General features: G+C 58.6%; 22 protein-coding genes and 1 tRNA gene. 19 read left to right on the forward strand and 4 right to left on the reverse strand.

What is annotated here, in order from left to right; translation table 11 throughout:
• Positions 1 to 59 precede the first annotated feature (59 nt).
• On the forward strand, positions 60 to 938 hold the full coding sequence (locus O3648_RS03905) for a bifunctional methylenetetrahydrofolate dehydrogenase/methenyltetrahydrofolate cyclohydrolase (RefSeq protein ID WP_279741726.1): 879 nt from the start codon (positions 60 to 62) through the stop codon (positions 936 to 938).
• 107 nt (positions 939 to 1,045) lie between these two features.
• Here the strand turns inward: O3648_RS03905 and O3648_RS03910 are convergent, their stop codons facing one another.
• Positions 1,046 to 1,879, reverse strand: a complete 834-nt coding sequence (locus tag O3648_RS03910; protein WP_371568571.1) for a GntR family transcriptional regulator — start codon at positions 1,877 to 1,879, stop codon at positions 1,046 to 1,048.
• A gap of 80 nt (positions 1,880 to 1,959) precedes the next feature.
• Here O3648_RS03910 and O3648_RS03915 point away from each other — a divergent pair, with 80 nt between their 5' ends.
• From O3648_RS03915 to O3648_RS03925, 3 genes are all read left to right on the forward strand, one after another.
• Complete coding sequence (locus O3648_RS03915) at positions 1,960 to 2,835, forward strand: exodeoxyribonuclease III (RefSeq protein ID WP_005506814.1); 876 nt, start codon at positions 1,960 to 1,962, stop codon at positions 2,833 to 2,835.
• Positions 2,836 to 2,921: 86 nt separating this feature from the next.
• The gene (trpS, locus tag O3648_RS03920) at positions 2,922 to 3,986 is read left to right on the forward strand and encodes a tryptophan--tRNA ligase (RefSeq protein ID WP_279741732.1); all 1,065 of its coding nucleotides are present in this window, start codon (positions 2,922 to 2,924) and stop codon (positions 3,984 to 3,986) included.
• A gap of 33 nt (positions 3,987 to 4,019) precedes the next feature.
• Positions 4,020 to 4,616 (forward strand): 2'-5' RNA ligase family protein, encoded by a 597-nt coding sequence (locus O3648_RS03925; protein WP_279741734.1) that lies wholly within the window; start codon positions 4,020 to 4,022, stop codon positions 4,614 to 4,616.
• 104 nt (positions 4,617 to 4,720) lie between these two features.
• Here O3648_RS03925 and O3648_RS03930 read toward each other — a convergent pair whose 3' ends face one another.
• Positions 4,721 to 6,109 carry a hypothetical protein gene (locus tag O3648_RS03930; protein ID WP_371568575.1) on the reverse strand — a complete coding sequence of 463 codons (1,389 nt, stop codon included), beginning with the start codon at positions 6,107 to 6,109 and terminating at the stop codon, positions 4,721 to 4,723.
• A gap of 315 nt (positions 6,110 to 6,424) precedes the next feature.
• A complete protein-coding gene (locus O3648_RS03935; protein ID WP_371568590.1) occupies positions 6,425 to 7,534 on the reverse strand; it encodes a mannose-1-phosphate guanylyltransferase in 1,110 nt (369 codons plus the stop codon).
• A 346-nt stretch (positions 7,535 to 7,880) separates the two neighbouring features.
• On the opposite strand from O3648_RS03935, the gene sdhC reads away from it, so the two are divergent.
• The 14 genes from sdhC (at position 7,881) to O3648_RS04005 (ending at position 25,433) form a co-directional block, all read left to right on the forward strand.
• On the forward strand, positions 7,881 to 8,339 hold the full coding sequence (gene sdhC / locus O3648_RS03940) for a succinate dehydrogenase, cytochrome b556 subunit (RefSeq protein WP_279741737.1): 459 nt from the start codon (positions 7,881 to 7,883) through the stop codon (positions 8,337 to 8,339).
• A gap of 3 nt (positions 8,340 to 8,342) precedes the next feature.
• Positions 8,343 to 8,828, forward strand: coding sequence for a succinate dehydrogenase hydrophobic membrane anchor subunit (locus O3648_RS03945; RefSeq protein WP_279741738.1), 486 nt, complete (start codon positions 8,343 to 8,345; stop codon positions 8,826 to 8,828).
• A gap of 51 nt (positions 8,829 to 8,879) precedes the next feature.
• A complete protein-coding gene (sdhA, locus tag O3648_RS03950) occupies positions 8,880 to 10,643 on the forward strand; it encodes a succinate dehydrogenase flavoprotein subunit (protein WP_279741739.1) in 1,764 nt (587 codons plus the stop codon).
• A 1-nt stretch (position 10,644) separates the two neighbouring features.
• Complete coding sequence (locus O3648_RS03955) at positions 10,645 to 11,433, forward strand: succinate dehydrogenase iron-sulfur subunit (RefSeq protein ID WP_279741741.1); 789 nt, start codon at positions 10,645 to 10,647, stop codon at positions 11,431 to 11,433.
• A 244-nt stretch (positions 11,434 to 11,677) separates the two neighbouring features.
• Positions 11,678 to 12,928 carry an amidohydrolase gene (locus O3648_RS03960; protein WP_279741743.1) on the forward strand — a complete coding sequence of 417 codons (1,251 nt, stop codon included), beginning with the start codon at positions 11,678 to 11,680 and terminating at the stop codon, positions 12,926 to 12,928.
• Between the two features lie 247 nt (positions 12,929 to 13,175).
• Positions 13,176 to 16,397: an ornithinee aminotransferase gene (locus tag O3648_RS03965; protein ID WP_371568579.1), complete on the forward strand. Its 3,222-nt coding sequence runs from the start codon at positions 13,176 to 13,178 to the stop codon at positions 16,395 to 16,397.
• Between the two features lie 96 nt (positions 16,398 to 16,493).
• Complete coding sequence (locus tag O3648_RS03970) at positions 16,494 to 17,237, forward strand: MazG nucleotide pyrophosphohydrolase domain-containing protein (protein ID WP_371568593.1); 744 nt, start codon at positions 16,494 to 16,496, stop codon at positions 17,235 to 17,237.
• Positions 17,238 to 17,555: 318 nt separating this feature from the next.
• Entirely contained in the window at positions 17,556 to 18,836 is a 1,281-nt protein-coding gene (eno, locus tag O3648_RS03975) for a phosphopyruvate hydratase (protein WP_070686226.1), read from the forward strand.
• Between the two features lie 236 nt (positions 18,837 to 19,072).
• Positions 19,073 to 19,717 carry a septum formation initiator family protein gene (locus O3648_RS03980; protein ID WP_279741749.1) on the forward strand — a complete coding sequence of 215 codons (645 nt, stop codon included), beginning with the start codon at positions 19,073 to 19,075 and terminating at the stop codon, positions 19,715 to 19,717.
• Between the two features lie 85 nt (positions 19,718 to 19,802).
• Positions 19,803 to 20,402 (forward strand): DUF501 domain-containing protein, encoded by a 600-nt coding sequence (locus tag O3648_RS03985; protein ID WP_279741751.1) that lies wholly within the window; start codon positions 19,803 to 19,805, stop codon positions 20,400 to 20,402.
• Between the two features lie 153 nt (positions 20,403 to 20,555).
• Positions 20,556 to 21,512 carry an exopolyphosphatase gene (locus tag O3648_RS03990; RefSeq protein WP_371568583.1) on the forward strand — a complete coding sequence of 319 codons (957 nt, stop codon included), beginning with the start codon at positions 20,556 to 20,558 and terminating at the stop codon, positions 21,510 to 21,512.
• A gap of 63 nt (positions 21,513 to 21,575) precedes the next feature.
• Entirely contained in the window at positions 21,576 to 23,210 is a 1,635-nt protein-coding gene (locus tag O3648_RS03995; protein ID WP_371568585.1) for a S8 family serine peptidase, read from the forward strand.
• A gap of 499 nt (positions 23,211 to 23,709) precedes the next feature.
• Positions 23,710 to 25,095 carry an NAD(P)/FAD-dependent oxidoreductase gene (locus O3648_RS04000; protein ID WP_371568588.1) on the forward strand — a complete coding sequence of 462 codons (1,386 nt, stop codon included), beginning with the start codon at positions 23,710 to 23,712 and terminating at the stop codon, positions 25,093 to 25,095.
• A 264-nt stretch (positions 25,096 to 25,359) separates the two neighbouring features.
• Positions 25,360 to 25,433 (forward strand) — tRNA-Leu (locus O3648_RS04005).
• 303 nt (positions 25,434 to 25,736) lie between these two features.
• On the opposite strand, the gene O3648_RS04010 is transcribed toward O3648_RS04005, so the two are convergent.
• Positions 25,737 to 26,150, reverse strand: a complete 414-nt coding sequence (locus O3648_RS04010) for a DoxX family protein (RefSeq protein ID WP_279754284.1) — start codon at positions 26,148 to 26,150, stop codon at positions 25,737 to 25,739.
• A 297-nt stretch (positions 26,151 to 26,447) separates the two neighbouring features.
• Here O3648_RS04010 and O3648_RS04015 point away from each other — a divergent pair.
• Positions 26,448 to 26,582, forward strand: a 135-nt coding sequence (locus O3648_RS04015; RefSeq protein WP_371568595.1) for an HAD hydrolase family protein, incomplete at its 3' end; no start/stop codon positions are given.

Genomic DNA, 26,582 nt, shown 5'->3' on the forward strand with positions numbered 1-26,582 from the left:
AACCCAACACATAGATCGTCCGTTTCGGCGAACCCGCCACAACCTATGGAAGGAAAACAATGCCTCAGATTCTAGACGGTAACACAACCGCCGCAGCCATTAAGGCGGAGCTGAAGGAGCGCGTCGAGGCGCTCAAGGCTAAGGGTATTACTCCCGGCCTGGGTACCGTCCTGGTCGGTGACGACCCGGCATCTCGCTCGTACGTGGGCGCTAAGCACCGCGACTGTGCAGAGATCGGTATTAACTCCATCCGCCTGGACCTGCCCGGTGACATCACCCAGGAGGAGCTCGACGCAGAGATCGATAAGCTCAATAATGACCCGGCGTGCACCAGCTACATTGTGCAGCTGCCCTTGCCCAAGCACCTGGACACGAACCGCGTGCTGGAGCGTATCGCCCCTGAGAAGGACGCTGACGGCCTGCACCCGACCAACCTCGGCAAGCTTGTGCTGAACGTTTCTGAGCCGCTCGATTCCCCGCTACCCTGCACCCCCAACGGTGTCATTGAGCTGGTCAAGCGCCACGGTATCGACTGGAACGGTAAGAATGTTGTGGTGCTCGGCCGCGGCATTACCGTGGGCCGCCCGCTGGGTCTGCTACTGACCCGCCGCGAGGTGAATGCGACCGCAACCCTGGCGCATACCGGTACCGAGAACCTGGACGAGGTACTGCGCGAGGCTGACGTCATTGTCGCTGCTGTGGGTGTTCCGCACGTGCTGAAGGCTCACCAGGTCAAGGACGGCGCAATCCTGCTGGACGTTGGTGTTTCCCGCGCTGAGGACCCGGAGACCGGCAAAAAGAAGCTCTTCGGCGACGTCTCCCCGGAGGCTGCGCAGAAGGCATCCTGGGTTTCTCCGAACCCCGGCGGTGTGGGTCCGATGACCCGCGCGGAGCTGCTGGTGAACGTGGTTGAGACTGCGGAGCGTCAGGCGGCATAAGGCTCGCAGTATTTCAGAGCTGATATCTCAAAAGGGCGGTGCCCCGGTAGAACAATCTACTGGGGCACCGCCCTTCACACTATCATCACAAGAGAAAAAGGCAGATGCTAGAGAATCATCTCGTAGAAGTAGGCATCGGCAAGATACAGGGTCTCTGAGTACTCGACTGGGCTACCTTCTTCGGCGTAGCCGGTCGTGCAGACCTTGAACGCCGCCTCGCCCACGGGAACCTGGTGGTTGAACGCCTCGGCGTCGGCGTCGGTGAAGAGTGCTGCACTGATGCGTACGCGGGCGTGCTTAATGGCGTTGGGGATGCCAGCAAGCTGGTCGAAGGAGCTTGAAGCGCCGGACATTTCCGCCATCATAGTGTCCAGGGTGCTGCTTGCAGCAGCCTTCACAAAGTAGGAACGCTCAAAGCCAATAACTTCGCGGTCGGCAAGACGCAGACGGCACACGAACAGCACCTGCTCGCCCACCGGCACGGACAGATGGGTGGAGATTTCTTCGGTGGCGTCCATCCAGCGGGTCGCAATCATGCGGGTGGAGCCCCCAAAACCGCGGCGGCGCATATCATCAACGAAGGTGCCCACGCGCGGAATGTAGGTGGCGTCGGTGCGCTCGGCAACATAGGTGCCGGAGCCCTGCAGGTTGTAGAGCAGGCCGCGTTCAATCAGAACCTTTAGAGCGCTACGAACCGTCTGGCGGCTCACCCCAAAGTTCTGCTGAATCATGCGCTCGGTGGGCAGCTTATCGCCGGGCTTGCCGGGAATAATATAGCGCTGCTCAATGTAGTGGATAACCTGCTCGTACTTAGGGCCGGGAATCGGGGGTAGCTCGTAGCGGCTCTCAGCGTTGTGAGCAGTACTTTCGGATGAGGTGGTGCCCGCAGAATGTGAGGGGGCACCGTGGTCGGTGGTCTGTGAAGAGTGTGAATTCATCACCCAATAGTTTACTGTTCAGCCAGATAAAAAACGCGTACAAGTGAAAAATTCTCTTCCCTCAAACTGGCATAATTAAGACTATGCATTTTTCTAACACCCCTGCACCACGCCCGAGCGGTCTGCTTCGCGTGGCAAGCGTGAATGTGAACGGTATCCGAGCCGCCTATAAGAAGGACATGGCGGCGTGGTTGGCGAGCCGTGACATCGATATCCTCTGTCTGCAGGAGGTGCGCGCCCCCGACGCTATCGTGCGTGAGCTGCTGGACGAATCCCAGTGGCATATTCTGCACGCGGAGGCTGCTGCGAAGGGCCGTGCCGGCGTGCTGGTGGCGACCCGCCGCACCCCGAACTCAGCCGGTGAAGTCCTAGAGAACCAGCCGGTAGCAACCCGCTCGAATATTGGCGAAGAGTACTTTGATGATTCGGGCCGCTGGGTTGAGGCAGACTATGTTCTACCCAACGGTAAGACCCTGACGGTGGTCAGCGCCTACGTTCACTCCGGTGAGGTCGGCACCCAGAAGCAGGACGATAAGTACCGCTTCCTGGAGCGCATGCTGGTGCGCATGCCTGAGCTGGCAAAGCACTCGGACCACGTGCTCATCGTGGGCGATTTGAATGTGGGCCACACTGAGCTGGACATTAAGAACTGGAAGGCTAACCAGAAGCGTGCCGGCTTCCTGCCGGAGGAACGCGCTTACTTTGACCGTTTCTTCGGTGATATCGGCTACCGCGATGTGGCTCGTGAGCTGGCGGGTCAGGTGCCCGGTCCCTACACCTGGTGGTCTTACCGCGGTAAGGCGTTCGATAATGACGCAGGCTGGCGTATTGACTACCATATGGCGACCCCGGCGCTTGCCGAAAGCGCCGTGGAAGCGGTCGTGGATCGCGCGGCAAGCTACGATGAGCGTTTCAGCGACCACGCGCCGCTGGTGGTTGACTACCGTATCGGTGAGTAAGACGTGTACCCACGTACAGATAAGTTTTTGAAGATGTGCTGCACCGTCCGTAGCACCGCACAGGAAGAACTGCACAGGAAATAACTATGGCAGACGAAAAGAAGCCGGATAAATCCCTCATCCCTAATGCCTCTCAGCAGAAGGCGCGTATCTACTCGGGTGCGCAGCCGTCGGCTGATTCGATGCACCTGGGTAACTACATTGGTGCTGTGAACAACTGGGTGGCGTTGCAGGACGACCCGAATAACGAATGTCTGTTCTTCATCCCGGATATGCACGCCATCACCGTTCCTCAGAACCCCGAGGAGCTACGTGAGCGTACCCGCCTGACCGCGGCGCAGTATATCGCCTCTGGCATTGACCCGACCCGCACCCCGCTGTTCGTACAGTCGCACGTGCCCGAGCACGCCCAGTTGGCATGGGTTCTGAACTGCTTCACCGGCTTTGGTGAGGCGTCCCGAATGACCCAGTTCAAGGACAAGTCCCAGAAGCAGGGTGCTGAGAATGCCTCCGTGGGTCTGTTCACCTACCCGATTCTGATGGCTGCCGACATTCTGCTCTACCAGGTGGACGGCGTGCCCGTGGGCGAGGACCAGCGTCAGCACCTGGAGCTGACCCGTAACCTGGCTCAGCGCTTTAACTCCCGTTTCGGTGAGACCTTCGTGGTGCCCGAGCCGGTGATTCTGAAGGAAACCGCTAAGATTTATGACCTGCAGGACCCGACCTCGAAGATGTCCAAGTCTGCAGCCACGGACAAGGGCCTAATCAAGCTTCTGGACACTCCCAAGGCAACCCAGAAGAAGATTAAGTCCGCCGTGACCGATGACGGCTCCGTCATCGCCTACGACCGCGAGGCTAAGCCCGGCGTCTCCAACCTGCTCTCCATCTACTCGGCAATGACCGGCGAGAGAATCGACGAAATCGTGGCACGCTACGAAGGCAAGATGTACGGCCACCTGAAGGTTGACCTTGCCGATATCGTGGTGGAGCGCCTCACCCCGGTGCGTGAGCGTACCCTCGAGCTGATGGACGACCCCGCCGAGCTGGATCGCCTGCTGGCTGTGGGCGCATCCGCTGCCCGTGAGATCGCTACGGTCACCATTGAGAACGTGTACAAGAAGGTTGGCTTCTTGCCTGCCGCCGCAATCTAGCGCGCTGTTCAGCCAGTTTGGCTGAGGCGCTGCATGACCTGCACGATTGAGATGACAGCACAAGAGAACTCTTCGAGCCCCACGACGGCTCCTGTATCCCCGACCCTGAAACCTGGCCGCCGCTACCTGAGCGTTATTGCGCACGTGAGCGGTGAGAATGTTCAGCGCCTGGAAGAGTGGAAGCGCGCGGTAGCCGGTGGTGCGGTGGCGCCTATCAGCACCCACGTGACCGTGTACCTGACGGAGCTGAACGAGTCTCTACTGGTTGCGGTGCAGTCCCCGCAGTTCCGCGAGGCGCTGGACATGCCGCGTTTTGAGGCACGCTGGGGTTCGGTACACTCCTTCCGGCCGGTAACCGAGGTGGAGTACCTGAACCTGGAGGCGGGTAAGGCCGAGTTCGAGCAGATTCACCAGAAGCTGGTTGAGCTATTCGGTACCGGTGCGGCGTCATTCCCCTATGTGCCGCACGTGACCTTAGGCCACGGGCTCACGCAGGAGCAGGTGGCGAACGCCCTTGAGGTGTTTGACGCTCTGCCCGCTGAGCAGCGTACTTTCACTGTGGATCACCTGCACTGCTACTCCTACGACGGGCAGGACTGGGAAGAGATGAGGGTCCTGCCGCTGCGTTAGTAGCTGGCGTATAAACCTGATATACATTAAGAGAGATGCGACCGATAACTTATCGGTCGCATCTCTCTTAATATTTTCGCTAGGTTTATCTCAGCGTGAGAGCCCTAGTGGGAGTGGCCCTCGTGAGCCTCGCCGGACTCGTGCGTGTCAGCTGAAGCCGAGGAGGAAGCAGCGCCGTGCGCCTCAGACTCAACCGGTGCAGCGTGCGAGGAAGAGACACCCAGAATCTCGTTCGGGGTCTTCGGAAGCTCCACGCTCATCAGCTCCTTTGGCGCTACTGGGTTCGACAGGGATACCGCAATGAGCTTCTTGGCCGCCGGGTCGGTCACGTAGGCGGTCTTACCGTCCACCCACAGAGCCGGACGCTCGTCCTGCCATGTCTCAGACTCGGTCCACGCCTCCATGAGCTGTACAGAGCCCAGTTCAGCGCCGGTTGCCGGATCGAAGATACGCAGCTTGCCGTCAGTGGTCAGCAACAGAGCCTCACCCTGAGGGCCGCGAGCCAGCGAACGGAAGGTGTAGCTCACACCAGAAGGCAGGGCATAGACGGTACGGGTTGCCGCAACAGTGTCAATAATGGAGAACTTCTCGGGGCGCTCCAGCTTAGCGTCCTTGTCGGTCTTGTAGTCCGCCAGAACGTACTGGGAGTCAGCCTTGCCAGACTGGTTGCCGGAACGCGAGTACGGGTCCTCGGGGTTAGTGATCTTGGTGAACTTGCCATCCTTATAAATGAGCGCGCCGTCGGAGCAGCCGATGGAGAATGCGCCGTCCTTGGCGATGGCTTCACCGTGAACGCCGGGGCAAGCGGGGCTCTCGGTGACGGTCTTGCCCTGAGCGTCCACAACAGCGGCACCAGTGCGGGTCTTCGAGTCGCCAACCGCTACCAGGTACTGGTCGTTGGGTAGCGGGATTGCGAAGCCGTGGTGCGGCTGCGGCAGGGTGACGGTGGTGGTCTCCAGCGAGGAAACTGTGCGCTTATCATGGGTCAGCTTTGCCGGGTCGTATACCGCGAAGGAACCGGTGCCGTCAGCGAATGCCGTGACCTTGCCGTTGTCCTTGATGACGTGACCGGTATGGTCAGCCACAAGAGACAGTGAAGACAGGGATGGGGACGTGGTGTAGTAATGTGAATGGTCGCCGTGCGCTACGGACCATACGCCGGTGTCCAGGAAGGTGTAGCTGTTACCGTCTGCAACGACGAGGTGGCGATTATTGCCAGCGTCGGAGAGGCGCAGAAAGCCTTCCTTAGGGATGTCTGCGAGCAGCTTCATGTCCTTGGCGTCGTAGACGAACACGCCGCCGTCGTAGGTGATAGCGACGCGGCTTGCCGCCCCCTTGCCTTCGGTGATGGGTGCGGGGGTAGTACTCGTGGAGGTGGAGGCGCTGGGGCTGGTCTGTGCGTTCTGGGTGGTTTGGGCACCGCATGCGGTCAGGGTGAGTGCAGCTACTGCGCCGAATGTGCCGGCGCGGGTGAGGAAAAACTTACGGGTCATGTGCATCTACCAAGAGTAACATGAGAATGATTCTCTATATGGGGTGGTTCTTGGTGTGTCAGAGTCTGGAAGTGTAGTCTATGCGGGATGCGTAAGGCATTCTGTTGCTCCCACCCGGTTACAGAGAGCGTTCTTTCGTGCTCCACTAGGCAAATGCCTTGAACCCACCTGCGAAATGACCCAACGGGGCATAGTCATCGAGGCATAAGAAAACCGGCTCCCCTCCGAAAAGAAGAGAGCCGGTTTCTTAGAGGTATCTTTTGCTCGAGCAGGGGCCAAATACTTGCGCGGGGCTAACTGCTCGGGGCCAAAAATTTAGAGGAGGTTGTTCAGGCCTCGCGCCTTGACCTCACCCACTGCATCCTTGACAGCCTGTGCCTTGGAGCGGGGAGCGACCAACAGTGCGTCGGGGGTATCCACCACAACGATATCGTCGAGGCCAATGATAGAGATCTTGCGGTCGGTGTTCGCGACAATAATTCCGGAGCAACCGTGGTTGATAACGTTATCCTTCTCGCCGAGAATGGTCAGCTCTTCGCCGCTCTTCTCGGTGTTCAGGCGTGCCACAGCATCGAAGTCTCCCACATCATCCCAGCTGAAGGAGCCGGGAACCATGGCAACGTCGCCTGCTGCTGCTGCGGGCTCAGCCACGGCGTAGTCGATAGCAGTCTTGGGCAGGGTCTCCCAGACGCGGTCCATAATAGCCTCACGCTCGGGGGTGTCCCAAGCGTTAGCAATTTCCATGATGCCCGCGTACAGCTCGGGCTCGTTCGCCTCGAGGTGCTTGAGCATCAGGGCCGCCGGTGCTACGAACATGCCTGCGTTCCAGGTATACTCACCGGAATCCAGGTACTTCTGTGCGGTAGTGGCATCGGGCTTCTCCACGAAGGTGTCCACAGCCTGAGCATTGGGGACGTCCTCAATGCCCAGGGACTCGCTGGCGTGGATGTAGCCAAACGCGCTGGAGGGCTCGGTGGGAGTAATGCCGATGGTAACAATCTTGCCGGTTGCTGCGGTGATGACAGCTTCGGTCACCACACGGTGGAATTCATCCACGGGGCTGATCACATGGTCAGCGGCGAAGGAGCCGATGATGGCGTCCGGTTCGCGGCGATGGATGATAGCGCAAGCCAGGCCGATAGCGGCGGCCGAATCTTTGGGGGAGGGCTCCAGTACCAGGTCAGCGGCACGCAGTTCAGGAATCTGCTGGGTGACCGCATTGGTGTGCGAAGTGCCGGTAACTACCATGACGGAGCCGTTGCTGAGATTGGTGAGACGGTCGTAGGTATCACGCAGCAGGGAATTGCCCGACGAAGTGAGGTCGAGCAGGAATTTCGGGGCATGTGCGCGGGATAGAGGCCACAAACGCGAGCCAACACCGCCGGCGGGAATGAGCGGGCGGAATCGAGTGAGTGCAGTATTCATCGATTCAAGAATAGCTTGTGAATTTGTCATATATCGAATTCTTTTACGTTTTGGCAGAAAGTGTCAGGGGACTCTCAGTGTTGTGATGTTTGAGGTTAGGATAAGGTAAGTTCCGCACAAACAGAGGGGAGTAGGCGGTATCGCAAGAAAAATATGCCCTAATTCACTTTTAGAAGCTGTAAAAAAACCCCGAACAGGGTGTCAATAAGCTGTGAATTTACCTGATATCTTGGAAGTAACAGACGAACAAAAGCAGTCGGTGAGCACACAGCTGTGCCTGGAAGCTGGGGTCTAAAATTGCGGCACCAGAACCCAGACGCTCACCGTCGCAGCAGGAGGTTATTCAGTGTTGAATGGTTCTAAAGGAACCCTTTACCGCGGCCGCTGGGGCATGTGGTCCTGGGTTGCTCATCGCATTACCGGTATCGCGATTTTCTTCTTCCTTCTTGTACATATCCTGGATACTGCCGTCGTGCGTATCTCTCCGGAGGCCTACAATGGCGTACTGAGCCTGTACAAGAACCCCATCATGGGTCTGGGTGAGACCGCCCTTGTCGCCGCCATCGTCTACCACGCGTTCAACGGTATTCGTATTATCCTCATTGACTTCTGGAGTAAGGCAACCAACTCGCACGTGGAGCACATTCAGGCGAAGAACAAGGACGGCAACGTCGAAATCAGCCAGAAGGCAACCTACACGCACATCAAGATTCTTTGGGTTGTGCTTTTCCTCTGGGCAATTACCGTTGCTGGCTTCGCCGCACGCCACCTGCCGATCGTTTTCTCGCACATGGGAGGTCACTAAACAATGGCTACTCCGCTCAAGCCCCGCACCTATGTACCCCGTCTGCGTGATAACCGCATCGACGGCGTAAAATACAACCGCTCCTCCTCCAAGCGCAATAACTTTGAGATGTTCGCTTGGCTCGGTATGCGCCTGTCCGGCATCGTACTCGTCGTGCTAATTTTCGGCCACCTCTTCTCCAACCTCATGGTCGGCGACGGCATCCACGCCATCGACTTCGGCTTCGTGGGCGGTAAGTGGGCTAACCCCTTCTGGCAGGTCTGGGATCTGTTGCTGCTCTGGCTGGCTATGCTGCACGGTGCAAACGGCATCCGAGTCATCATTGATGACTACGCTGAGAAGGACCGCCTGCGCGTTTGGCTGAAGGTTATCCTTTTCGCAGCATGCGCATTCGTCCTGCTGGTTGGTACCCTCACCATCTTCGCGTTCGATCCCTGCCCCTCCGGCGCAGCGGCTGAACTGCTCCCCAGCTTCTGCTCGGCACGCTAACGGCGACGTATTCGAGACAAACGAAAACATCTAAAACACAGAAAGAACATCATGCAGGTACATAAGTACGATGTAGTGATCGTCGGTGCCGGTGGCGCAGGTATGCGTGCCGCCATTGAGGCCGGCCAGCGAGTTCGCACCGCGGTACTGACTAAGCTATACCCCACCCGCTCCCACACCGGCGCAGCACAGGGTGGCATGTGCGCAGCTCTGGCTAACGTTGAGGAGGACAACTGGGAGTGGCACACCTTTGACACCGTTAAGGGCGGCGACTACCTGGTTGACCAGGACGCAGCAGAAATCATGGCTAAGGAAGCTATTGACGCTGTGCTCGACCTGGAAAAGATGGGTCTTCCCTTCAACCGAACCCCCGAAGGCCGCATTGACCAGCGCCGCTTCGGCGGTCACACCCGTGATCACGGTAAGGCTGCTGTGCGCCGCGCGTGCTACGCAGCTGACCGTACCGGCCACATGATTCTGCAGACCCTCTACCAGAACTGCGTTCGCCACAATGTGGAGTTCTACAACGAGTTCTACGTTCTCGACCTAATCCTGGTCAAGGACGAAGAGGGTAAGCCCCGCCCTGCTGGCGTCGTCTCCTACGACCTGGCAACCGGCGAGGTTCACGTCTTCCAGGCTAAGTCCGTAATCTTCGCATCCGGCGGCTGTGGCAAGATTTTCAAGACCACCTCCAACGCACACACCCTCACCGGTGACGGCATGGCTATCGCACTGCGTGCAGGCCTGCCCCTGGAGGACATGGAATTCGTTCAGTTCCACCCGACCGGCCTGGCTGGCCTGGGCATTCTCGTCACCGAGGGTGCTCGTGGTGAAGGCGGTATTCTCCGTAACGCTGACGGTGAGCGCTTCATGGAGCGCTACGCACCCACCATTAAGGACCTCGCACCCCGCGATATCGTGGCACGTGCAATGGCAAACGAGGTGCGTGAAGGCCGCGGCTGCGGTCCTCACAAGGACTACGTGCTGCTGGATCTGACCCACCTGGAGCCTTCGCACATCGATGAGAAGTTACCGGACATCACCGAGTTCGCTCGTACCTACCTGGCAGTGGAACCGCACCACCAGCCCATCCCGGTGTTCCCCACCGCGCACTACGCAATGGGCGGTATCCCCACCAACAACGAGACCGAGGTCTACCGCAACAGCGAAGAGACCATCCCCGGTCTCTACGCAGCTGGTGAGGTTGCTTGTGTGTCCGTCCACGGTGCAAACCGTCTGGGTACCAACTCCTTGCTGGACATCAACGTGTTCGGTAAGCGTGCAGGTCGCAAGGCAGCAGAGTACGCAGCATCCGCTGAGTTTGTACCCGTTCCGGACGATGCAGCAGATCGCGTTCTCAATATGCTCAACGGCATCCTCGAGGGCAAGGGCACCGAGAAGGTCGGCGCTATCCGTGCAGACCTGCAGAAGGCTATGGAAGCTGACATGCAGGTGTTCCGTACCGATGAGACCATCCGCGCAGCACTGGCAACCATCGCTGAACTGGAAGAGCGTTACCAGAACATCTCCATCCAGGACAAGGGTAAGCGCTTTAACCTCGACCTGCTCGAGGCTGTTGAGCTCGGCTTCCTGATTGAGCTGGCAAAGGTCATGTCCGTTGGCGCACTGCACCGTAAGGAATCCCGTGGTGGTCACTACCGCGAGGACTTCCCTAAGCGTGACGACGTCAACTTCATGAAGCACTCGATGGTCTACCTCGACCCCGAATCCGAGTTTGAGGGTGTCAAGGGCCTGCGATTCGAAACCAAGCCCGTTGTCTACACCCGCTACGAGCCGAAGGAGCGTAAGTACTAAAATGGCTGAAAACGAACTCCCCGAACCGGAATCCGTCAAGCTGTTTGAGGGTATGGCCGGCGGCGACTCCGATTCCATCCCCACGTACGATGTGGTCATCAAGATTCGTCGCTACAATCCGGAAGTTTCTTCCGAGGCGTACTGGGATGAATTCCCGCTGACCATGTACCGCACCGACCGCGTGCTGGATGCTCTGCACAAGATCAAGTGGGAGGTAGACGGCTCCGTCTCCTTCCGCCGCTCCTGTGCACACGGTATCTGTGGCTCAGACGCGATGCGCATCAACGGCCGTAACCGCCTGGCTTGCAAGACCCTGCTCAAGGACCTTGACCTGTCCAAGCCGATTACCGTTGAGCCTATTAAGGGTCTGCCCTGCGAAAAGGACCTCATCGTTGACATGGAGCCCTTCTTCCAGGCATACCGCGAAATCATGCCGTTCTTCATCAACGACTCGAATGAGCCTGAGCGTGAGCGCCTGCAGACCATTGAGGACCGTGCACGTTTCGATGACACCACCAAGTGCATCCTCTGTGCAGCATGTACCTCGTCCTGCCCGGTCTTCTGGACTGACGGTCAGTACTTCGGCCCCTCCGCTATCGTGAACGCACACCGCTTCATCTTCGACTCGCGCGATGATGCAGGCGACCTGCGTCTGGAGATCCTCAACGACAAGGAAGGCGTATGGCGTTGCCGTACCACCTTCAACTGCACCGAGGCTTGCCCCCGTGGTATCCAGATCACCAAGGCTATTGCCGAGGTGAAGCAGGCAATCCTGAGCCGCTCGCTCTAATCTGAGTACGCGGTATCAGCTGATACAGCATTGACGATTCAAGCCGTCACCCACACCGGGTGGCGGCTTGAATATTTTTAACAGAAAAGGACCTGCTTCAAATCGTGGGGCAGAGCATTGAACGGTGCTTCGGCGGGCAGGAGCACTCTTCACAATCTGTCATAAAGTCATAGATATTCTCGAGAGCTGTCAGAAAGGGGCAGCGGGTAGGTAAACCTTGGCGGGCGGCGTTATTCTACTGTGTATGGTTTTCGCTAATTCTCGCTACGATTTGTCCACCCCCGTCTTCGACGACTGGGTGGGGCGCATGATGGGTACCCTCGTGCAGTTCCGCCGCGAAGTGCACGCCAACCCGGAACTTTCCTTCCGTGAAATTGCAACCACTGAGCGTCTCATGAACCGACTGCGAGAAGCCGGCATGAACCCCGTCGCCTGCGAAGGCAACGGCTGCTACGTCGATATTGGAAGCGGCCCCTTCGCTGTGGCTCTGCGCGCCGATATTGATGCTCTGCCCATTGTTGAGCAGACCGGTCTGCCCTACGCTTCCACCGTCCCCGGCGTGATGCACGCCTGCGGTCACGATATTCACCAGACCGTTATGCTCGGTGTGGCGCTGGCACTGCACGAGCTGAACGAGAAGACCCCGCTGGGCCGTAGCGTCCGCATTCTCTTCCAGCCCGCTGAGGAGCAGCTTCCCGGTGGTGCCGTACAGATGATTGCTCAGGGTCTGCTCAAGGACATTCCGCGTGCTTTTGCTCTGCACTGCGATCCGAAGGTGGACCTGGGGCAGATTGGTACCCGCATCGGCGCGATTACTAGCGCATCTGACACCATCAAGATTCATCTGAGCGGTCACGGTGGCCATACTTCCCGCCCGCACCTGACAGAGGACCTCATCTACGCCATGAGCCAGATTGCTGTGCAGGTTCCCGCAGTCTTGACCCGCCGTACCGACGTGCGTTCGGGCGTGCTGGTCGCCTGGGGTCAGGTCAGTGCTGGTGTTGCTCCCAACGCTATCCCCGCCGAGGGCTACCTCGCAGGCACCATGCGTTGCCTAGATGTTGAGGTTTGGCGTCAGGCAGGCAACATGCTGGATGAAGTCATCGAACAGGTTGCTGTCCCCTTCGGCGTGAGGGCGCGAGTGGAGCACATCCGCGGTGTGCCCCCGGTCGTCAATACCGACCTGGAAACCACTATGCTGGAGAACGCGGCTCGCGCCGAGCTGGGCGAAGACTCCATTGTGCTGGTTGAACAGTCCATGGGCGGCGAAGACTTCGCCTGGATGCTGCAGGAAGTTCCCGGCTCCATGTTCCGTCTGGGTACCCGTGCCCCCGGTGACCCCACCTATGATCTGCATCAGGGCGATTACGCCCCGAGTGAGCAGGCAATCGGTATCGGTGTGCGTGTTATGGCGGCAACCGCACTGCGCGCTGTCCGTTTTGAGTTGGCGAAGGCGGCGAAGGCGGCAAACCCCATCCGCGATGAGGCACGCTAAAGAGCTTTTGAAAGCTTATGCTGCAGTCTTGAAAGCGCAGCTCTATAACCGCGTTATGCCTTGAAAACTGTACAAGTTTCACCCCGTTACCTCTCACCGAGTAGCGGGGTGAAACTCTATGTACGCGATAGAATTAAAAGGATTATGAGGACATCTGCGTCATGTTCCCGCCCCCGTGCCCACACACCTGCGGAGGTTGAAGGAAATGGCGCATCATCACACGGCGCACGCCGGAGGAGGACACCCAATGAGCTTCTTTGGAATCGGCAAGAAGAAGTTGGATGAACAGTCGCGCGAAGAACAGAGCGCCGAAACTGCTAAGGTCCAGAAGGAACAGGCAAGCGAAGATGCTCCCAAGAACGCGCGACTGAGCCAGAAGATTATGGAACAGCAGCAGTGGGAGGACTCCCTGCGCCGCTTCGTGAAGTCTGAAAGCGCACGCCACCAGAACCACGACGAAGAGCAGAACGAAGAGCACCGCGCTGTTGAGGACCTCAAGCGTGCCCTCTTGCACGGCGATGAGAAGGTTGAAGAATCTTCCGCTGCTGATGAGCTGACTGAGGAACAGGAACGTCGTAGCATGCTGGCTGCGCTTGGTACTTTCCCCCAGGAATCTGAGGAGCCTGTTGAAGCTGAGCAGGTAGCTGAGGGCCAGGATGTTGAAGAAGACGCCGCCCCGGTTGCTGAGGCTGCTCAGCCCGCTACCCCCGCGTTCCTGCGCGATGACGAAGAAACCGAAGCTGAGGGCGCATCTGTCGAGGCTAAGGAATCATCATCGGCCGATGTCGAGGAACCGAAGGACGCAGCAGAGAACGCCCGTTCCCAGTTTGAGGAGCATCTGCGTGCTCTGCGTGCACAGAACACCGAAGATACTGCTGCTGAGGTCGCTGAAGCGACTGCAAGTGAGGCAGAGGGAGGCGAAGAGCTTGAGGTTGTTGAGGCTGTTGGAGAGGCTGCCGACAACAAGTCCAAGAGCGATTATTCTGCATCTGAATCTGTAGCTGAGGACTCCTTGACCGTAGAAGACCTGAAGACTGCCCGCACCCGCGCAGCTGTCACCGAGGCGCAGAACGCCGGTTTGGATGATTTGGCTGCCGCCTACGCTGCTCGACTGGGTATTACCCTCGACAGCGATGAGGAGACTTTCGGCGAGGTCGCTTCCGATGAGGTAATCGCTGAAGAAGCTACTGCTGATACACCCGAAATTTTTGAGGTTGCTGAAACTGAAGAAACCGTTGACCTCACCGCTGCTTTAGCAGAAGATACAGAGCCTGTTACCGCCGCTGAGGAAGAGCAGATTGAGGCCGTCGTTGAGGCGCCCGAGTTGCTGGCATCTGAACTTACTGAGGAAGAAAACAGCGCTGAGGAGCCCGTTGAGAGTGCTGTAACCCTGCCCGTTCCACCCAAGGAACGCGCTCTCTACAGCCTGACGGAGCTCATGCACACCCGCGGTTCGGGCACCATGAGCCTGGAACTGCGCCATGTTGATGAGGATATGCACTACCGTCTGCTGCACCGCGGCCGTGAAGTTGAAACCGGCATTGTCGTGCCCGGCGTTGACTGGTTCGCACCCGTTGCGGCGCTGTACACCGAGGCTCAGCAGGCAGGCGCAACCTGGAACCGCGCGGCTGTTTCTCTGAAGCCTCATCTGGGCGACGGCCTGGAGGTTCACGCATCCTACCTGGGCGCTGCGGACGGTCAGACTATCAGTGAAAGCTTCCTGCTGGAAGGCTCCGCTGTCGAGGCTAAATCCGTTGCGACCGCTGAGGTTACCTCGCAGGATGAGCCTCAGGAAGCTGCTGTTCAGAGCGTTGACTCGGTTGAGGCTGAACGTGAAGCTATTGAGCGTAAGCTTGAGGCGGAGCGCGCCGAGAAGCAGGCTGCGAACGAGGCTGAGGCTACTGTTGAAGTCGCTGAAGAGCCTGTAATTGAGGCTGCTGAAGAGGATATCTCTTCGGGTCTGCTGACCGCCGCTGGTCTTGCTGCTGCGGCTGGTTCTGCCGTCGCTGCTTCTGTGCAGGAGAAGGAAGACGCAGAGGAAGCTGTTGAAGCTTCTGACGAGCCTGCCCAGACTGAGTTTGCGCCGGTTGAAGCTGACTTTGAGTATGACTACGAGAATGACCCTGTCTTTGGCGCGGCTACCGTAGAATCCGAAACTGAGCAGGCTGAAGAGCTCACCGCCGAACCATCTGAGATTTCTGAGGCCTCTGTCCACGAGTCTGATGAGTCTGGTGAAGATATGGAAGCTGCTCTGGCCGCCATCGTTGCCAACGCTCAGAAGAAGCTGAACACTGAGGATGCAGCAGCCCCCGCAGTTGCTGAGGAAACACCCGCTGAGGATGTTTCGGCTGAGGACGTTTCGGCTGTCGCCCCCCTGGCCGCAGAGTCCTTCACCGTGGACCGTACCCAGCCCGTTGAAGAAGCTGCAGAAGAACCGGCCGTAGAGCAGACCGAAGAGCCCGCCCTGCCCGCGTTCCTGGACGATTCTGAACTGCTGCCTGAGCCCGAGGCCTCCGTTGCATCTGCTGAAGCGTACGCTGAGGAACCTGCCCTCGAAAATGTTGAGTCTGCCGATGAGAGTGCATCTGTGGCTCCCGGCTTGGCTGGTGCTCTTGCTGCAGCTGCCGCAGTGGGTACCGCCGGTGCTGCTGCGAAGGCTACCGAGGCAAAGGCTGCTGGTGTTCAGGAAGAGCCCGCTGAGAAGGTTGCTGAGCTCAAGACCGTTGAGGTGACCCCCGCAGCCAAGATTGCTGAGGCTCCCGCAACGGTTGCATCCGCCTCCGAGGCCACCGCTCAGGCTACCCCTGCAGCACCGGTTGCAGATGCGGCACCCGCTGTGGGGACCATCCCGGTTGCCCTGCAGGAGAGCACCCCGGCAGGTATCTCCTCCAGCATCTCGGCATCCGCGCTAAGCGAGCACAACCAGTTGCCCACCATCGTGGCTGAGCCGGACACCCCCTCCGTGGCGGTACAGAGCCCGCTGGCTCCCTCGGAGACTCAGCTGGCATCCGGCAATCTGGTGCTGACTCAGACTCAGGTCGCTCAGCGTCTGGCACCGGTCGTCGAGCATCTCTTCGGTGAGAACGGCACCGCAAAGGATGCCACCACCGTGCTGATTCGTGTGCGTGCTCTCGGCTCCTATTACGATGCCCTAACCCACGTGCGCCGCAACGGCTTCTGGGAGCAAGTCCGTACTTTCGAGCTGATTCCTGAGACGCTGATGGATATCCCGGCACTAAAGACTGACTCGTACAGCGAGGGTGAGGGCTCGCCGCTAGCTATGAGCCTGACCTTCACCCCGGGTGTGCCAGTTCAGGCGGCATTCGATTATGCGAATGAGCAGGCGTTTGTTACCTACCCGCGTCCGCTGGATGCTGAGCGTTATGTCGAGGAGCTGCGTATGTTCCCGCGTCTGGGTTCGAAGATCCCGGCTCATATGACGAGTGCGCTTTCGCACTGGAACCTCTAACCCCGTGTAAAGTGCGGCGCGCCGGCTCTCCGTGTGGGGGTCGGCGCGGCGTGCTATGTTTGTCTTTTTTCGATGAGGAAGGTTGTTATGGCTGAGATTCCTGGTACTCCTAATCCTGAGACTTCTGCGGCGCAGAATATTCATGACACTGCTGCCCGTGCCGCTGAGGTCTTCGGTGCCCTGGTGGAAACTATGGCGCTGCTGCGCGCCCCGGGTGGTTGCCCGTGGGACGCTGAGCAGACTCACGTCTCCCTCATCCGCTACCTGGTGGAGGAAACCTACGAGGTTGTTGAGGCCGTAGAAACCGGTGGTGAGCCTAATATGCCGTTGCTGTGCGAAGAGCTGGGTGACGTGCTGCTGCAGGTGGTGTTCCACTCCGATATTGCTGCGGCGAACCCGCAGGGCTTCGATATTGTGCAGGTCGTTGAAGGTCTGGTGCAGAAGCTTCGTTCGCGCCACCCGGATGTGTTCGAGGCTGGGTTTGAGGGTTCTTCGGAGGCGCCCCGTACCGCGGCTGAACAGCAGGCGGCCTGGGACGCGTTGAAGAAGAAGGAAAAGAGCGAGCGCGGCGCGTTGGATGGTGTGCCGCCGCATCTGCCGTCGCTTGCTATGGCGGAGAAGACTGCGTCGAAGGCACGTAAGGCAGGTATTATTTTGCCGCCGGAGCCGACGAGCATGGATGATGACCTGCGCTATATGCACACTGAGGAGGAGTTCGGTGAGTTGCTGTTTGCGTTGGTGAGCCGTGCTCAGCGTAACGGCCTGGATGCTGAGCGCGCCCTGCGTTCGTACACTCGCCGCTATATTGCTCAGCATACTCATGATGAGCCGAGCTACTAGACACGCTGGTCGAGTTCTTCTCGAGGTGCTTTGAAACCTGTCCTCTGAGGGAATAAGAGGTTTCAAAGCACCTTCTATTTGTTTGGGCTCATGTTGTGCTTTGAGCGGGTACCCACACTCTCTTTCTGTGGGGAAGCGTAGGTCTTGTTCCGCTTTGTAGCGCACGACTAATGGTTATTGAGACCTTCATTAAGGCAGCAAAAAAGCGATGGCAACTAGTGTGTTTGTGTGGGACTTTTGCTAAAATTTAGGGGACGCGACTTGTCCACTACCGGGTGAGCCGTTCACATCCTTGACATCCCAAAAGGAGAACAATTCATGGCTGTTATTACCGCAGTTCACGCACGCCAGATCCTGGATTCCCGTGGCAACCCGACCGTTGAGGTTGAGGTTCTGCTCGAAGACGGTGCTTTCGCACGCGCAGCTGTGCCCTCGGGCGCATCCACCGGTGAGTGGGAAGCTGTTGAGCGCCGCGATGGCGACAAGTCCGTATACCTGGGCAAGGGTGTTCTGGGCGCAGTGAAGTCTGTTATCGAAGAAATCGCTGAAGAGGTCATCGGCATTGAGGCTTCTGACCAGCGCGCTGTTGACGCAGTCATGATTGCTCTGGATGCAACCAACAACAAGGGCAAGCTGGGCGCAAACGCAATCCTGGGTGTCTCTCTGGCTGTTGCTAAGGCCGCTGCTGAGTCCGCTGACCTGCCCCTGTACAAGTACCTCGGCGGCCCGAACGCTCACGTTCTGCCCGTCCCCATGATGAACATCCTCAACGGTGGTTCTCACGCAGACTCCAACGTTGACATCCAGGAGTTCATGATTGCTCCCATCGGCTTCGACAACTACTCTGACGCTCTGCGCGCAGGTGTTGAGGTTTACCACTCCCTGAAGTCCGTGCTGCACGACCGCGGCCTGGCAACCGGCCTGGGCGACGAGGGTGGCTTCGCACCCAACCTGGAGTCCAACGCAGCCGCACTGGACCTGATCGTTGAGGCAATCGAGAAGGCTGGCTACAAGCCGGGCGAGCAGGTTGCACTGGCACTGGACGTTGCATCCTCCGAGTTCTACAACGACGGCGCATACGAGTTCGAGGGCCAGAAGAAGTCCGCAGCTGAGATGAGCGCATACTACGCTGACCTCGTTGCAAAGTACCCCCTGGTTTCCATCGAGGATCCCCTGGACGAGAACGACTGGGAGGGCTACAAGACCCTGACCGAGCAGATTGGTGATAAGGTCCAGATTGTCGGTGACGATCTGTTCGTGACCAACCCCGAGCGTCTGGCTCGCGGTATCGAAGAGGGCGCAGCTAACGCTCTGCTCGTGAAGGTGAACCAGATTGGTTCGCTGACCGAGACCCTCGACGCAATGGAGCTGGCACAGCGCCACGAGTACCGTTGCATGGTTTCTCACCGTTCCGGTGAGACCGAGGACGTCACCATCGCTGACCTGGCTGTTGCAACCAACGCTGGCCAGATCAAGACCGGTGCTCCCGCACGTTCCGAGCGCGTTGCTAAGTACAACCAGCTGCTGCGCATTGAGGAAGAGCTGGGCGAGGCAGCTGTTTACGCTGGCAAGTCCGCATTCCCCCGCTTCAAGGCATAAGTTACTGAAGCATCCGACCGCGTGAACGGTTAGACGTCAAGGAGGCGGTGCTACCCCGTAGGGGAGTGGCACCGCCTCCTGCTCTGTGTTGAGGATAGTAAGGGCGGCAGCTCACGAGGCACAGCCCCTACAATGCCGCATGTAGCTGCTATAACATAGCGCCGGATAGCCCCAACAAACCCGGTAGAATATGAAGGAAGTGCTTAGCTGTACAGAATGGAACGAGGGATAGAGCAATGAGCCAGCGAGCAAACCAGCAGCCCCGGTCGCACTCAAAGAGTTCCACCGGACCCGCTCAGGGCACTGTCTCCTCCAATGCGCCCCGTGGTGCCGCGAAGCAAGCCCGCCCCTCCCTGGTGAAGAAGGTAAGCGCTCTTTTCTTCGGTGTGGGTTTGAACAGGCGTCACCCTGAGCGTGAACGTCAGGCTCAAGCTCGTCGTGAGGAGCGTGCCCGCCGCCGCGCCGCTGAGCAGCAGGGCCGTGAAGAAGACGGATACGACGCCCCCGTGGCAGCTCACATGTTCTCTGGACGTAGCTTCCTCACTACTGTTGTGGTGGGTGTGATTGCGCTCGGTACCGCATACCCGGTGGTTACATACATTGAGCAGGACCGGGAAATCAAGCAGATCAACGCGCACATTTCTCAGCTACAGCAGGAGAACGCTCAGCTGAAGGCAGAACAGACCTGGTGGAATGACGAGAACTATGTTCGCCAGCAGGCACGCAGTCGTCTCTACTATGTGAACCCTGGCGATACCCCGTACGTTGTCACCGGCATTACCGAGGATTCTTCGAAGGCGGACGGTACTTCTGCGAACGCGAAGGACGCCCCTGAGGAAGCCTGGACCACGAAGGTTTGGAATTCTCTCGAGAAGAACTAGCCCCAGTCACCGGCAGGAACCCTGCCCCTGGAAAACACCCAGTATAAGCGGACGAGGCGACCCCTCGTTCCAGAAACTTAGGAATATGAGCACCGAAAACACTATTGAAGAGCTGAAAGCACGCACCCCCCGCGGCTTCGGCGTAACTGTTGAAACCCTGACCCCCACCGGGCAGGACATCCGTGTTCTCTCAGCACAACTGGGCCGCAGGGTCCGCGACGTGGTTGAGATCCCGGCACGTTGCGTGTGCGGTAACCCGCTCGTGGCTGCGACCGCGCCGCGCCTGAGTAACGGCACCCCCTTCCCGACCGTGTTCTACCTCGCGCATCCGGTGATTACCGCTGCGGCTTCCCGTCTGGAAGCGGGCGGCCTGATGTACGAGATGACCGACTCGCTGGCTGAGGACGCAGACCTAGCGGCACAGTACGCTGCCGCGCACGAAAACTACCTGGCTGAGCGTGAGCGAATCCGCCTGATCAGCGGCACCGAAGAGGTCCCGGAGATTGACGGCATCTCTGCCGGCGGCATGCCGACCCGCGTGAAGTGCCTGCACGCCGTTATCGGCCACACCCTGTCGGTGGGTCGCGGCGTGAACCCGATGGGTGACCGCGGCTTGGATGCTATCGCCGCGTGGTGGACCCCTGAGATCTGCTCCTGTGACCCCGCATGGCGTGAAGAAGCCTAAATACTGATTCTGGTGCGCCCGCATCGTCTTGAGGGACGGTGCGGGCGCATAATAGATAGAAGAAAGAGCGCCGAAAAGCGAAAATTTTTCGCCTGCGGCGCTCGCTGTGCCTTTGGCGCTGAATGTTTATTGAAGACCTGAAAGGAACACACCGTGCGCGTTGGTGCCATTGACTGCGGTACGAACTCTATTCGCCTGCTGATTGCTGATTCCATTACTGAGGTAGTGGACGGGGCTGAGAAGACCGTCCTGAAGGATGTTGTGCGTGAGATGCGCATTGTGCGTCTGGGTCAGGGTGTGGACGCGACCGGCTGGCTGGCGCAGGAAGCGCTGGACCGTACTTTCGGTGCGGCTCGTGAGTACGCGCAGTTGCTGAAGGAGCACGGCGCTGATTCGGTGCGTTTCGTGGCGACCAGCGCGACTCGCGATGCGGGTAACCGCCAGGTGTTCGTGGACGGTATCCGCGAGATTTTGGGTACTGAGCCTGAGGTCATTAGCGGTGATGAGGAAGCTGCACTGTCCTTTGCGGGTGCGGTGCGTGCTGTCGGTTACGGTGATGGCGACACTCTGGTGTTCGATCTGGGCGGTGGTTCGACTGAGTTCGTGCTCGGTGACGACGAGTTGGGCGTGAAGGCTTCCCGTAGTGTCAATATTGGTTGTGTGCGCTTGACTGAGCGTCACATGCTCAGCGCCCCGGCGACCGAGTCTCAGATTGCTCGCGTTGAGGCTGATACTGACGAGGCTCTCGGCGTTGCGCGTAAGACGGTTCCCCTACAGAATGCGCGCCGCGTGGTGGCAGTGGCTGGCACCGCGACCACTGTGGCTGCCGCTGCGCTGGGTCTGGACCGCTACGATTCTGAGGCTATTAACGCTCAGAGCTTCTCAGTAGAGACCGTTCAGAAGACTGCCCGCTGGTTGGCTTCGCTGAACCGTACCGAGCGTGAGGAGCTCGGTTACATGCACCCCGGTCGGGTGGATGTGATTGGTGCCGGCGCGACGATTTACGCCCGCATCCTGACCCGTCTGAACGAGATGACTGATGGCGCCGTGGATTCGGTGACCGTCAGTGAGCACGACATTCTGGACGGTATTGCTCTGTCCCAGCTGTAGGCGTGAGCGCTCGCGCCGTGAACCGATGGTGGTTCACGGCGCAGCTCAGCTTGAGGAGTTTTAATGTTTCATTCTGAGCGTCGGCGAGGTATGCTCCTGACCGGCTGGTCTCTTGTGCTGTTTTTCGCCTGTGTGTCTCGTGTATTTGGTGTGTGCGTCTCGGTTGGTTCTGACCGAGGCGCTACTCGCCGCATCCGTAAGGGTGCACCTTTGGGTGCCAGTGCCGCGTTGACTCTTCTGCCGTTGTGGATCCCGCTGGCGCCTGCCGCCTGGGCTACGGACCCGATTCCTTCCGCTTCTGCGTCGCCGAGCCCGAAGAGGGAGGTGACGGCGACTCCTTCGCCGTCGGGTACTGCGGTGCCGAAGACTTCTGCGACTCCGAGTCAGGGCACGTCGACTAAGAATGGTGATGATGTTCGTCAGCGTGAGTATTGGCTGAATGAGTACGGTATTACGTCCTTGTGGTCGCAGGCTACGGGTAAGGGTGTAACGGTTGCTGTGATTGATACGGGCGTGGACGGTACTCACCCGGATCTTGAGGGTAATGTTCTGCGCGGTTATGACGCTTCGGGCGTCGGTAGCGAGGACGGCTGGATGGGCCTGGGCGCTGAGCCGATGCACGGCACGGAGGTCGCTTCTCTGATTGCCGGTCACGGTCACGATACGCAGGGTTATTCTGCGATTGCGGGTCAGCCGGGGAAGCCGACCGGTGTGATTGGTGTAGCTCCCGATGCGAAAATTCTGCCGATTTCGCTGAATATGGGTACGACCGGCGGTAAGAGCATTGATGAGCAGATCCCGGCGGCGGTGCGTTATGCGGTCGATAATGGGGCTCAGATTATTAACATGTCCATCGGCTCGAATAAGACGAGTTGGCCGCAGAGCTGGGATGAGGCGTTTGCCTACGCTGAGCAGAAAGGCGTGCTGATTGTCGCGGCTGCAGGTAACCGCGGTAGCGGCTTGACGCAGGTTGGTGCTCCGGCGACGATTCCTGGCGTGCTGACCGTGGGTGGTATTGACCGGAATAAGCAGGTTTCTGAGGGGTCGTCTACTCAGGGTATTTCGATTGCCGTGGTTGCTCCGAGTACCGATATGATTGCGGCTGCCCCGGGTAACGGGTACATGATTTGGTCTGGTTCTTCGGCTGCTGCCCCGCTGGTGACGGGTGTTGCAGCGTTGTTGAAGCAGAAGTATCCGAAAGAGTCGGCGGCTCAGTTGGCTCAGCGGTTAATTGCTTCGGCTGATGATGCTGGTGCGACGGGTCGTGACCCTTTGTATGGTTACGGTATTTTCAATCCGCAGGATGCGATGGCTCTAGCGTCACCTGCGGTGACGGCTAATCCCTTGGGTTCGATTTCTGAGTGGATTGCTGTGCACCGCAAGCAGCAGGTGAGCGTTCCGACTCCTAACGATGCTGCGCCAGTCCATGAGGAGGGTGAGAGCATTGTGAAGGCGGCTGCGCCGGATGCGCGTCGCCCTCCGGAGGATCGTGGCTGGTTGCCGCCGGTGATTTTGGCGGCGCTGGTGTTGTGGCTGACGATTATTACGGCTGGTTCGGTGCATCGTTTGCACAGGATGCATGTGAGCGCGGGGCAGGTTGCGCAGATGGCTCGTGCGGCGGCGCATCATCAGGGGTCTCGCCGGGGTACTCGCCGGGGTACTCGCCGGGGTACTCGCCGTGTGTCGAAGAAGTCTTAAGAAACTGCACGGAAGAGTGCTCGCCGGACCCCTCGTTAGCACTGTTTGATGACGTTTTTCTGTTGTACAGGGGCTTTTCTGCTCGCCTGGGGCTGACTTTTGAGTTGGCCCCAGGTTTTATTGTTTGGGATGGGATTTCTGGCGGGACAGGCAGTAGTAAACGAAAATATCGAACACACCGCACAAAAATTAGAAAGGGTATTTTTGACCGTAACCAGCATCAAGGGGTGAACCCAGTTCAGATGCGCAAAACTTTTAACTTAGGGTCAGCCCAAAAGGGGCCATAGGTGCGAAATTACCTAAACAAAGGCGTAAAATAGAAGACAACAGGTATGTGATAGACAGGCTCGTGCTGCTAGCCACTTCGCGTTGCGTAAGGACTTCCAGAGCGGGCCGCTTTGTTCGTCAGGGGAGCTTTCGGAACGAGCCGAAAGTTGCACATACCACCCTACTGAAGGGCTACCAAACCTTCGGTACCTAAAGACTAGGAAGTAACAAAATGGCATTCACTAAGGTGGCACAGGACCGTTCTCGCGTCCTGATCGTCGGTGGCGGCTACGTCGGCTTCACCGTTGCTAAGAAGATCCAGAAGGCTATCAAGGAGACCGGTGGCGTCGTCACCATCGTTGAGCCGAACCCCTACATGACTTACCAGCCCTTCCTCCCCGAGGTTGCAGCAGGTTCCATGGAAGGCCGTAACGCAACTGTGCCGTTGCGTCAGCACCTGCGCGACACCGAGCTGATCCCCGGTCGTATCACCTCCATCAACCACGCAGAGCGCACCGCTGTTGTTGAGCCCACCGACAACGGTGAGCCCTTCGAGCTGAAGTACGACGAGATCGTCCTCGGCGCAGGAGCTGTGACCCGTGCATTCCCGATTCCGGGCCTGGCAGAGGTCGCTATCGGTCTGAAGACCATCGAAGAGGCAGTCTCCGTTCGTAACTGGGTTCTGGACCGCATCGAGGTTGCATCCATGCTGTCCGACGCTGAAGAGCGCCGCCGTGCCCTGACCTTCGTTGTTGTTGGTGGTGGCTTCGCTGGTGTTGAGACCATCTCTGAGCTCGAGGACATGGCACGCGTTGCTGTGGAACGCAACGAGCGTCTCTCCGTTTCCGACCTGCACTTCGTCATGGTTGAGGCTGCACCGCGCATCATGCCCGAGGTTCCCGCAGACCGTGCAGAGAAGGTTGTTGCAGAGCTGCGTGCACGCGGCATCGAAATCCTGCTGAACACCTCCCTCTCCGACGCAACCGACGGTAACCTGCAGTTGATCAACATGGCTGACAAGTCCCCCGCAGGCGAGGTCAAGACCGACACCCTGATCTGGACCGCAGGCGTGGCAGCATCCCCGATGCTGAAGAACACCGATTTCCCGATCGACGAGCGTGGCCGCGTTCGCGTGAGCGCAGACCTGCGTGTTACCGGTGATGATGGCGTGCTCGAGGGTGCTTGGGCTGCAGGCGACAACGCGGCTGTTCCGGATCTTTCCGGTGGCGGCGTGGGCGGCTTCTGCGTTCCCAACGCTCAGCACGCTTCCCGCCAGGCTGTTGTTCTGGCTAAGAACCTGCTGGCTGCTCGCCGCGGCGAGCCCCTGACCGACTACTACCACGAGACTATTGGTGTTGTGGCAGGTCTGGGCCTGTGGAAGGGTGTTGCAAACTTCAAGGGTAAGACCATTGGCGGTCCGCTGGCGTGGATTATGCACCGCGGCTACCACGGCTCTGCAATCCCCACCACCGAGCGTACCGTTCGCGTGATGACCACCTGGGCTCTGAACCAGATTTTCGGTCGCGACACCTCCTCGATTCGCCACCAGCGTTCCCCGCGTCTGGCATTCCAGGAGGCAACCGGTACTGCACCGGCACGCCAGAAGGCAAAGCTCTAAAATAGCCTGACTTAGGGGTATTCCCCTGGGATAGCGCACTTGAGATAAAAAGCAATGGGTGGTGTGGAAGACTTTGGTCTTCTGCACCGCCCATTTTTGTGCCCGGGGGGGGGAGTATCTGCTGTGTGCAGTCGCTCACCGGTATGTGCTGTTGCGATTTCTTGTAGTTAGAGCGTGGGGAACTCATTGAAATATGCTTCCGCTTAGGTGTGGGTGCGTTTTCGTGGAATAATAGGTATTCGTACCCCTAACTATGCGGGGTGCGCCCTCATAGTCCAATTGGCAGAGACAGAGGACTTAAAATCCTTGTGTTCTGGGTTCGAGTCCCAGTGGGGGCACTGCATAGAGACGCGTAGATGCGCGGTATAGAGATAAGCGGCGGCTCTTCCCGTAGGGGAGGAGCCGCCGCTTGCGTGTCTGGGGTTTTGTGGGGTTCAAAAAGGCGATGCCCCCGGACCAATGCTATCGGGGCATCGTGGAGTGGCGGTGCGGGCTGTCGCATTCCGCGCTCTCTCTTCACTGCGGGTAGATGCAGTCGTCCTCTGCCGGAATCAGGGCGGCCGGTGGTGAAGCCTGAGTGAACCTATCGGCAATTATCTGCCTTCGGGAATTGTGTGTGGAGGCAAGAAACGGTTCAAAGCTTACTTGCGGTGCGCGGTAATCAGTGCATCGATGGAGAACTTGCCTGCGCCGGTGAGAGTGAGGGCTGCTGCCACTGCGGCGAGGGTAAGGACGTATTCGTAACCGCCCTTAGATGCGGAGAAACCTGCTGGGAGGTGGACGAAGAAGAGTGCGCCGCTCATGGATATGACGGATGCGGCTGCCGCGATGCGGGTGCCTGCACCTAGGATAATCATGATGCCGCCGACTAGTTCGGTTACCATAGCGAAGTATGCTGCTGCGGCTGCCATGGGGATACTCATCTGCTCGAAGGAGGCGATGGTACCCGCGGGAGTCCATTCGAATGCTTTCTGGGTTCCGTGCATGATCATGACAAAGCCGAAGACGAGTCGGAGGATGAGCAGACCAGTGGATTTCGTGGTGTTGTTGTTCATACCTTTAAGCTTGACAGGTAAAGTTTTACACTTCAAGTGAATTTAGCTCGTGGAGGGAAAAGGGCGCAAAAAGCAGTGAAAATGGGGCTAAAAAGTGACTTGCGCCCTAAAAATGGGGGTTTAGATGACGTTTTGTGACGGCGCTCAACTCTCAAGAACGCCCGCATACCATCTTTCGGAGCTGAAAAACATGAGACCCTAGAAGAGACACAGCCACAGATGCACCCCCGCCTGAATGGGGTAGCAGGGGCAGAAAGGCATCGCATGCAGACTAAACCCTCCATTATTGCTGTCGATATGGACGGCACATTCCTCACCGACTCCAAAACCTTTGACACCGAACGTTTCTCACGCATCCTGCCCCGCCTGCAGGCGCTGGGAATCCATTTTGTCGTGGCGAGCGGAAACACCTACGCCAAGCTACAGGACTAT

The organism is Rothia sp. 27098_8_161, assembly GCF_041432905.1.
Lineage (GTDB): Bacteria > Actinomycetota > Actinomycetes > Actinomycetales > Micrococcaceae > Rothia.